Source organism: Bacillus infantis, from assembly GCF_050107595.1.
Classification (GTDB): domain Bacteria; phylum Bacillota; class Bacilli; order Bacillales; family Cytobacillaceae; genus Bacillus_AB; species Bacillus_AB infantis_C.
In genome coordinates, this window is record NZ_JBNILH010000060.1 from 1 (window position 1) to 207 (window position 207).

The following is a 207-nucleotide window of genomic DNA, read 5'->3' on the forward strand; positions in this document are numbered from 1 at the left end:
CCCTGATTGCTTTGTGTAATAAATTGATTCGTATCTTCTTTGGCATTGGTAAAAAGCAGTTTGAATTTAGTGAAGAAAGAATGTTAAAGGACATCCCTCATTTGGCATTATTAAAGCAGGCAGAATTAGCCGCTTAATTCTAGTTTGGTTTAGATAATTAGTAGTTGTGGGTTTATATTCTTGGAGACATTTGAAGCACGGATTAGT

General features: G+C 34.3%; 1 pseudogene. It reads left to right on the forward strand.

Going from position 1 to position 207, the window contains the following annotated elements:
- A pseudogene (locus tag ACQCVH_RS25430) lies at positions 1-137 on the forward strand (IS110 family transposase); the annotation flags it as partial.
- Between the last annotated feature and the right edge of the window lie 70 nt (positions 138-207).